Origin of the sequence: Luteibacter sp. (genome assembly GCF_009912395.1) — a bacterium.
Taxonomy (GTDB): domain Bacteria; phylum Pseudomonadota; class Gammaproteobacteria; order Xanthomonadales; family Rhodanobacteraceae; genus Luteibacter.
Window position 1 is genome coordinate 60,910 of record NZ_WNDO01000010.1, and the last position, 9,431, is coordinate 70,340.

7 protein-coding genes and 1 tRNA gene are annotated in these 9,431 nt (G+C 64.2%); 6 read left to right on the plus strand and 2 right to left on the minus strand.

Annotated features, from left to right (window positions below):
- Window positions 1-41: 41 nt before the first annotated feature.
- From GAK28_RS10965 to GAK28_RS10990, 6 genes are all read left to right on the plus strand, one after another.
- Complete coding sequence (locus GAK28_RS10965; RefSeq protein WP_291778538.1) at window positions 42-779, plus strand: FadR/GntR family transcriptional regulator; 738 nt, start codon at window positions 42-44, stop codon at window positions 777-779.
- Between the two features lie 213 nt (window positions 780-992).
- Window positions 993-1,865 (plus strand): aldose 1-epimerase, encoded by an 873-nt coding sequence (locus tag GAK28_RS10970; protein WP_291778541.1) that lies wholly within the window; start codon window positions 993-995, stop codon window positions 1,863-1,865.
- A 38-nt stretch (window positions 1,866-1,903) separates the two neighbouring features.
- A complete protein-coding gene (locus GAK28_RS10975; RefSeq protein WP_291778544.1) occupies window positions 1,904-4,129 on the plus strand; it encodes an alpha-galactosidase in 2,226 nt (741 codons plus the stop codon).
- Window positions 4,130-4,228: 99 nt separating this feature from the next.
- Window positions 4,229-6,406: a CBM35 domain-containing protein gene (locus GAK28_RS10980; protein ID WP_291778546.1), complete on the plus strand. Its 2,178-nt coding sequence runs from the start codon at window positions 4,229-4,231 to the stop codon at window positions 6,404-6,406.
- A gap of 73 nt (window positions 6,407-6,479) precedes the next feature.
- The gene (locus GAK28_RS10985) at window positions 6,480-7,628 is read left to right on the plus strand and encodes a beta-eliminating lyase-related protein (RefSeq protein WP_291778548.1); all 1,149 of its coding nucleotides are present in this window, start codon (window positions 6,480-6,482) and stop codon (window positions 7,626-7,628) included.
- 65 nt (window positions 7,629-7,693) lie between these two features.
- Window positions 7,694-7,769 (plus strand) — tRNA-Gly (locus GAK28_RS10990).
- Between the two features lie 183 nt (window positions 7,770-7,952).
- Here the strand turns inward: GAK28_RS10990 and GAK28_RS10995 are convergent.
- Together GAK28_RS10995 and GAK28_RS11000 are read right to left on the minus strand one after the other, a co-directional pair.
- A complete protein-coding gene (locus GAK28_RS10995; protein ID WP_291778551.1) occupies window positions 7,953-8,573 on the minus strand; it encodes a hypothetical protein in 621 nt (206 codons plus the stop codon).
- A gap of 436 nt (window positions 8,574-9,009) precedes the next feature.
- Window positions 9,010-9,339 (minus strand): hypothetical protein, encoded by a 330-nt coding sequence (locus GAK28_RS11000; protein ID WP_291778554.1) that lies wholly within the window; start codon window positions 9,337-9,339, stop codon window positions 9,010-9,012.
- Window positions 9,340-9,431 lie beyond the last annotated feature (92 nt).

Below are 9,431 nucleotides of genomic sequence, written 5' to 3' on the forward strand. Positions count from 1 at the left end.
GGCCCGTCACTGATGATCGTTTGGCTGCTACCTGGACCCCCATGCCCTTGAGGACCAATGTGATCGTGAAGCCCGTAGCGGCCCGCAACCTGCATGGCCAGGTGGTCCAGGAGCTGGGTCAGATGATCGTCGGCGGCAAGCTGGCCCCTGGCGAAGGGTTGCCCCGGGAAGAAGTGCTGGCCGAGCACCTCAAGGTGAGCCGAACGGCGCTACGCGAGGCAATGAAGGTCCTGGTGGCGAAGGGATTGATCGAGTCCCGGCAGCGCACGGGGGCCCGTGTGCGTGAAGCCATCTACTGGAATCAGCTGGATGCCGATGTGCTCGCCTGGCGTTGTGCGCTGATGCCGACGGAGAGCTTTGTCGAGAAACTCGTCGAGATGCGCGAGCTGATCGAGCCCGCGGCCGCTGCGGCGGCGGCGAAACGACGTACGCCCGAGCAATTGGCGGCCCTCAAGGCGGCTTACGACGCCATGGCCGCCGCGGAGGATCTCGATGCCTGGGCGGAGGCCGATCTGGCCTTCCACCAGAGCATGCTGCACGCCACCAACAACGAGCTGATGGTGTCGCTGTTCGCGGTCATCGCGACGGCGCTGGGCACGTTCTTCCTGCTTTCCGCGCGCAACGCCGAGAATTTCAAGCTGGCGCTGCCGCATCACGAGAAGGTCTACGAGGCCGTGCGCAAGCGCCAGCCCGAAGTGGCCCGGGAGGCCATGCTGCGCATGGTGGGCGAATCCCACGACAACATCCGTCGACGCGGTCGCAAGCTCAAGCCCGCCTGAGCGCCGTTTCTGCCGATGCTGCGCCGCAGCTTGCGGTTCGATAATCATAAAATACTACAATTGACGTCGTGGCTGACTTGGCCGCGCGGCGTCGTGGCGGGCGGATGCCATGGCGATCGGGAAAGGGGCGCCGCCATTCATCGATAGGGGCTGGGAATGCAGGGCAAGCCAATGGCCGTACCTCCTTCGTCGGCCTGCGCGGATCGCGCAGGGATGATCGAACTGCGCAATGCCTACCTGCGGCTCGGCGTGCTGCCGGGTACGGGGGGTGGCATCGCCCGTTTCGACTGGCTGGAGGATGGCGGTCCGTTGATGCGTCCCTGCGACGACCCCGACACCACCGAGCCGAACCGCCTTGGCTGCTATCCGCTGCTGCCCTGGAGCAACCGTATCGCGCGGGGCGGCTTCGTCCACGACGGCAGGGCGGTGACCTTGTCGCCGAACCGGAACGACGACCCGTATCCGATCCATGGCAGTGGCTGGCAACGGCCGTGGACGGTGGAACACCAGACCCGGAACGACATCGTCCTGTCGCTGCGCGACGCGACGGAAGGCGCCTATGCCTTCGAGGCGGAACAGCATTTTCGGCTCGATGGTCCCTCGCTGGAGATTCGCCTGCGTGTCGTCAACACCGGGGCCTACGTGTTGCCGTTTGGTCTGGGCGTGCATCCGTTCTTTCCCCGCGATGCGGACACGCGCTTGCAGGCGGACGCGGCATCGGTCTGGATGAACGATGGCGAAGATCCGCTGCCCATCGCCCTCATGCCGGTGCCTGGCGAGTGGGATTTCAGGGCGTCGCGTCAACTGCCGGGTGGCGGCCTCAACCACGCCTTCACTGGTTGGTCGGGTAGGGCGTCGGTCCACTGGCCGCATCGGGCGCTGAGCCTGCATGTCGAAGCCGAGGCTGACGTGTATGTGCTCTACGTGCCCGAAGGCGAAGATTTCTTCTGTTTCGAACCGGTGGACCACCCGATCAACGCGGTGCATCTTCCGGGAGGTGCCGTCGTCAACGGCATGACGGCGCTGGCCCCGGGCCAGCAACTGGAACGCCGCTTTCGCTTCCGTGTTGAAGCCGGAGTGGCCTGACCGGGGCATCGCGCTCCACCGATCACGAGGATAGCCCGTTGAACACGCTCGCTCGTCACCTACGCATTCCATTCGCCCTGGCCGTCGTGGCTACCGTTCCCTGCGCCATGGCCGCCAGTCACGACGCGAAGCCGCGCTTCGATGCGACGCAGAAGGTGTTTCGCCTGGATGCGGGCAAGGTGACCTATGCGATGGGGGTCAACGCGGACGGCATGCTCCAGAACATCTACTGGGGCGCGCGGTTGGAAGATGCCGATCCGCTCGTGGCGCTGCCGGCGCCGGAGCGTTCGTCGTTCGATCCGAAGGGCGCGCTGAGTCTCCAGGAATATGCCGGTTGGGGCGGTTCGCTGACCGCCACGCCCGCGCTGAAGCTGCGCTTCGACGACGGCAATCGCGACCTCGTGCTGCGTTACGACAGCTATCGCATCGACGGCGGCGATCTCGCCATCCTGCTGCGCGATGCGCAGGCCGGCGTGAAGGTCACGCTGCATTACAGCGCCGACGCATCGACTGGCATCGTCGGACGTTCGGCACATATCGAGAACGGCAGCGGCCAGCCCATCACCATCGACAGCGCGGCCGCCGCCACCTGGAGCCTGCCGCCGGCCAACGATTACTCCCTGCGCTACCTCACGGGTACGTGGGCGGGCGAGTGGCATCTGCAGACGCGTCCCGTTGCTCCGGGTGCCACCGTGTTGGAAAGCCGTCGCGGTAGCACCGGCGACGAGAACAATCCCTGGTTCGCTATCGGCCGCGGCAGCGACTGGAACGAGGACCATGGCGATGTCTGGTTCGGCGCGCTCGCATGGAGCGGTTCGTGGCAGTTGCGCGTGGACGAGGACATCCTCGGCCAGGTGCGAGTCACTGGCGGCTTCAATCCGTTCGACTTCGGCTACCGCCTGAAACCCGGCGAGTCGTTGGATACACCGGTCTTCTATGCGGGCTACACGGGCGATGGCGTGGGCGAAGCATCGCGCCTCATGCATCGTTTCGAGCGCACCCGCGTGCTGCCGGAAGGGCCGACGCCGAAGATCCGGCCGGTGCTCTACAACTCGTGGGAGGCCACGGAATTCAAGGTCGATGAAGTGGGGCAGGAGCGTCTCGCGGTGAAGGCCGCCGCGCTCGGTGTCGAGCGCTTCGTCGTCGACGACGGCTGGTTCGGTGCGCGCGACAGCGATCATGCTGGCCTTGGCGACTGGGTGGTCAACCGGCGCAAGTTCCCCAACGGCCTGAAGCCACTGATCGACCGCGTCCACGGGCTCGGCATGAGCTTCGGCCTGTGGGTGGAACCGGAGATGGTCAATCCGGACAGCGACCTGTATCGCGCGCATCCGGACTGGGTACTCAATTTCACCGGCCGTGACCGCAGCCTGGGTCGCAACCAGATGGTGCTCAACCTGGCCCGCGAAGACGTGAAGGCACACGTGTTCGAGGTGCTTGACCGCTTGCTCGCCGAGAATGACATCCAGTTCCTGAAGTGGGACTACAACCGCAACTGGTCGGAGCCGGGTTGGCCGCAAATGGCGCCGGACGAGCAGCAGAAGGTGTACGTTGCCTACACGCGCAACCTCTACGACATCCTGCGCCGCCTGCGCGAGAAGCATCCGGGCGTGGAGATCGAATCCTGCTCCGGCGGCGGCGCGCGCGTGGACCTGGGCATCATGGCGCTCACCGACGAAGTGTGGCCGTCGGACAACACCGATCCTTCCGATCGCCTGTCGATCCAGGATGGCTTTAGCTACGCCTATGCGCCCGCGACGATGATGGCCTGGGTCACCGGCTCGCCGAACTGGGTGAATGGTCGCAGCAGTTCACTCGATTTCCGTTTCCTGTCCTCGATGCAGGGTGGCCTGGGCATCGGTGCCAACCTGCTCGAATGGACCGCGTCGGACGAGGAGGCCGCGCGTCGCTACATCGCCGAATACAAGACCATTCGCGCCACCGTGCAGCAGGGCGAGTTGTATCGCCTGCTATCGCCGCAGGGCAGGGCGCCGTGGTCGGCGACCGAATCCGTCTCGGCGGATCGCGCGCAGGCGGTGCTGTTCGCCTTCCAGCGACAGGGCGAGGAAGCGCGGGCTTTCCCGACGCTGCGCCTGCGCGGCCTTGATCCGAAGGCGCGCTACCGCATGCGTTTCATCCACGGCAAGGCGGCGCCGGGCACACCCGACACGGCCAGCGGCGCCTACTGGATGCAACGTGGCATAGACATCGCGATCAAGGGCGACCTCCAGGCCGCCGGCGTGGTGTTCGACCGCGTGCGCTAACCGATTCGTTCCACGCGCGGCGCGTCGCGCGGGAGCCGCAGGGGTTCTTCGACCGGTGCCCGCTTTCGCGGGCGCCTCCTTCAACCATGGAGTCGAACCATGCACGACCGTAGCCGCCGTCCCGCGTTCCGCAGGCTTGCCATCGCCTGCGCGTTGTCCCTTGCCGCTCCCTACGCCATGGCGCAGGTCAATGGCGTGGCGCAGAAGCCCTACCTGGGCTGGAGCAGTTTCAGCCAGCAGACGATCGAACCCGATTTCCTCACCCAGGCGAACATGATCCGACAGTCCGACGCGTTGAAATCGTCCGGACTGCAAGACCACGGTTACACCTACATCAACCTCGACTCGGGCTGGCAGGGCAGTTTCGATGCCAATGGCCGGCCCACACCGAACCTGGCGATCTTTCCAGACATCAAGGCGATGATCGACCACATCCATGCCAACGGCCAGAAGGCGGGCATCTACTGGATTCCCGGCGTGGAGGAACCGGCAGTGCAGGCGAACTCGCCGATCCTGGGCACCTCGTACCATATCCAGGACATCCTCGCGGTGCCGCATCGCGCGGGTAATGCCTTCGGTGGACCGGGCACCTCGCCGTACCACTACAAGATCGACTTCTCCAAACCGGGTGCGCAGGAGTACATGGACTCCGTCGTGGCGTTGTTCGCTTCGTGGGGCGTGGACTTCATCAAGCTGGATGGCGTGACGCCGGGTTCGTACAGCGATGATCTCAGCATCGACAATCGCGACGATGTCGCGGCATGGTCGCGGGCGATCCAGCGCAGTGGACGACCCATGTGGTTCACGGTGTCCTGGCAGGTCGGCAAGGATTACCTCGATACCTGGCGTACGTACTCCAACGCACGACGCATCGACGACGACGTGGAATGCGAAGGCCGCTGCGCGACGCTGACCAACTGGCCGCGTATCGAAAAGCGCTTCCGCGACCTGCCCAACTGGCAGGATGCCGCCGGTCCGACGCAGGGCTGGAATGATCTCGATTCGCTCGATATCGGCGATGGCGCGCTCGACGGCCTCAGCCTCGACGAGAAGCGTTCCGCATTCACCCTGTGGGCGATGGCGAATGCACCGATCTACCTGGGCGGCGATCTCACCCACCTCGACGACGACGGCAAGCGCCTGACCACCAACGACGAAGTGATCGCGGTGAACCAGTCGGGCAAGCCTGCTCGCCAGTTACAGGCGGGTGATCTCCAGGTCTGGGTGAGCGACCTGGGTAACGGTCGTTACTACGTCGCGCTGTTCAATATGAACGCGACGCGCACCGTCGCGCAATGGCAGTGGCGACAGATGGGCATCAACGGCGCATTGCGCGTACGCGACCTGTGGACGCACAAGGAGCTCGGCCCATCCTTCGGCAACCACGTTACCGTGTTGCCTGGTCATGCGACGCAGTTGCTGTTGGTGGAGGCGATGCCGGGACAGGTCGCCGCCGATCCGTCGTCGGCCTTCGATGCCGAGGGTGCGACGCTCGCCGGCACGGCCGCCGTGTATGCATGCCCGGCGTGTTCGGGTGGCAGCAAGGTCGGTGGCCTGGGCCTGGGTGCGAACAACACCGTCACCTTCGGGCAGGTGCAGGCGCCACGCGACGGCAGCTACCTGCTGCGCATCGACTCACTGACCCAGGGGCTGCGTTCGTACCTGTTCCAGGTGAACGATGGACCGCAGCAGACGTTCAACTCCGGTGGAGGCAGCTTCCAGTTGCCGTCGTCGGGCACGGTGCCGGTGTGCCTGCACAAGGGCGTCAACCGTATCCGCTTCGGCAATGCGGCGAGCTATCCGCCGGACCTCGATCGCATCGTGGTCTCCGGTCGTGGCGATGCGCCGCGTCCGGACAGCACCACCTACGAGGCCGAATCCGCCGTGCTCGGCGGCACCGTCACGGCCGGCTTCAGTAATTACTTCTCGGGCCTGGCGAAGGCCGGCAACATCGGCGGCGGTGTTGCCAACTCGGTCACCTTCACCAACGTCACCGTGCCGGTGGCCGGTGTGTACCAACTGGAGATCGACTACGCGACCAAGGGCGCCCGTACCTTGCAGATGTCGATCAACGGCGCGACGGCGACCGAGCTGGCGCTGGATGGCAGCAGCTTCGACGATCCGGTGGCGAAGGTGCTGGAGGTGGGCTTGAAGAAGGGCGTCAACACGATCCGCTTCGGCAACGCGAGCGGCGTCGCGCCCGACCTGGATCGCATCGTGGTGGCTCCGCGCGTGGTGCCGGCACTGCTGGGCGCCACCACATCGCCCTGCCGATAGGAGGTCGTTAGGCACATGGCGTCGCAGCCCGCCGCGTGCGAGGCTGCGACGATCATCACTGCGGGGGCACGAGATGGTCAGTCGTCGTCAATTCATCCAGGCCATGCCGGCAGGGGCGGTGTCCCTTGCGCTGACATCCTTACCGGCTGCGGTGGCCGCGGCGCCGGCCGACAAGCCGATCCCGGTGGAGAAGGTGGTGGCGCTCGTCGGCGACGACATCCCTTATCGGGCCGTGCAGATGCCGGCGCGACTGGAAGCGGCGTTTCACGGTGAGACGAAGCTTGGCGACGGTTATCTCGCCAAGGGTATGGTCGGCCAGCTCGAACGACGTTTCGCCGACCTGCTGGGCAAGGACGATGCGGTCTTCATGCCAACGGGAACGATGGCGAACCAGATCGCGATCCACATCCTGTGCGGCGATTGGCGGCATGTCCTGTTGCAAAAAGAGAGTCACGTCTACCGCGACGAAGAGGACGGGGTGGCCGTGCTGAGCGGCATCAATCCCGTGCCCATCGACGGCGGTACGGACGACGCGCTGGTCGCTTCGGTCGAGGCCGAGTTCGGCAAGCGCAAGGACGATCCGTACCCGATCGAGATCGGCGCGATATCGATCGAGAGTCCGGTGAGGCGGCTCGATGGCTCGTGTGTGTCGCCAGAGGTGATCGGGCGCATCGCTGCGCTGGCGAAGCAGAACGGCACGGGCATGCATCTGGATGGCGCCCGCCTGCTGTTGATGAGCGGTATGCCAGGATTCGATCCACGTACCTACGCGGCTCCGTTCGATACGGTGTACGTCTCGCTCTACAAGTACCTCGGTGCGCCGTTCGGTGCGATCCTCGCCGGTAGCAAGGCGCAGATGGAGCGTGCGCGGCACCTGCGCCACATCTTCGGTGGCACGATCTATCACGGCTGGACCTCGGCGCTACTGGCGTTGCGCAACCTCGACGGTTTTGCCGAGCGCTTCACGCGGGTCAGGTCGGCGGGCGAGGCGCTGCTGGCGAAGCTGGAAGGGATGCCGGGCATCCGCATCGAGCGCGTTCCCCGAGCGAGCAACATCGTCTTCCTGCACGTGGAGCCCTCGGTGGCCGAGGGACTGGTCAAGCGCGCCAGGGCGGCGGATATCGTCGTGGACGACGTGGAGAACGGTCGCCTGGAGGTCTCCTTCAACGAGACCCTGCTGCGCCGGCCCGTGGACGTGATCGCCCGGGTTTTTTCGGCCTGAGACGGCGAGTGGGGGGAGGGGGCTTGCACTATGCGTAAATCCCCCTATAATGGCCTACTCACGATGCGGGAATAGCTCAGTTGGTAGAGCACGACCTTGCCAAGGTCGGGGTCGCGAGTTCGAGTCTCGTTTCCCGCTCCATATTCGCTCCGGTGGTTTCGGAGTAAGCAAAAAGCCCCTCTTGCAGGGGCTTTTTGTCGTGTGGACATCGCGCGCAAGCGCGCTCCTACAGGGGGGGAGGGATACGCGTCAGGCGTTGGGGGCGGTTGTAGGAGCGCGCTTGCGCGCGATAGCCAACGAAGCGACGGATGCGTGCCCCGCCTACTACGGACACGTCACCGGAAGACCATTCAACCCCTCACTATCCTGCTGCAGGCTAGCGGTCGTCGTCTTCCCGCTACGCACGATCGTCAGCACGTAAAGACTGTCGAAATCACTGTCCGACCACTTGGGCACCATGCTGTCGTCACCCCCGGTGTCCTTCACCAGCTTCTTCACCAGCTTGACCAGCTGCGAGTGCTCCCAGGCGACAAAGACCGTGCTGGACCGCAGGTCGTCCCCCAGCAAGGTGTCTTTCATGTCGCTGATATCGGTGAAGCCGTAAGGCGTGTTCACCGGCATGCCAAGACGGATGGCGGTCGGTTCGATGGTGGCCAGCGGGCGGACGTAGTCGAACGTGCCTGCAGGATCCGAAACCTGGGTCGCCGCCGGGTCCGGCGCATAGATCGCATCCGGTTGGCCGTAGCGGGTGATCAGTACATCAGGCAACTTAAGCGAACGATTCAAGCCCTGGCAGGTCAGTTGTCCGTAACCACCGGCCGGCTTTTCGCCGTGCCGCATGAACACGATGGTCTCGGTGGTGGCGGTCTTCGTCTTCGCTGCCGCGAACGCGGAACACGAAAGACAGGCGATGGCCATGGGAATGATGAACGACTTCAGCTGCATGCGAGGCTCCCTTGCTTGGCGGTGATGCGCGACGGTGTAGTCGTCGCGCTTTCGCGTTCCTTTCATCTATGTCAACGCGATGCCATTCATTCACATGCATGAACGCCATGGCGAAAAAAAGTGCCGTTTATGCACCCGTTCGTCGTGTCGCTGTAGCAAGCGATGCGCATGATTCGCGGAAGCGCGCAGGAATATGCGCAGTGGCGTGTGTCATCGGTTGATCGTGGCGTCTGTAAGCGTGCGCATGTTTATGCGAAAAGTGTGATGCACATCTTCGAAGGAATGAAAACCTAGTAGTTTCCCTAGCTGTTTTTGCGTCGATGGCCAACTAGAATGGCCCACCCATTCAATGCCGCGTCCCCAAAAAAAGCAGGCTCGACCTGCACGTCAGCGGCGGCGACATCACAATGATTCATCGATAGATCGCATACCCATGTCATGAGTTTCGGGAGGATTCATGCGTTTCGGGAGGCTTTTCGATTTCGTTGTCACGGTCAGGAGACGCGCCAGTCGCGGAGACGATGACCGCCTGTCGTGTATCGGCGCCCATGCGGCGCGGCACGTCGATATCCTGCATCGCCGCGAGGCTTTCGCCGCTATTCCCTGTAGGGTGAGGTCGGCAAAATCCCCGTGTTAGCGCATTTCGTATCGCTCGCTGACGAAGCGGCGACACGGTCAGGCCATCCCCTTCGATGAGTCCGTCGATGTTCACGATGTTCTCGTGAACCGGATATCTCTGCGCGCCTGAAAAACCCACCGTCGACATATGCGCTGCTGCGGCGAGCGCAAGGGCGCCTATTGCCTGCCGAACGGATATTCCACTCACGCAACGCGATTTTACGCGTCGGCGGACCAGAG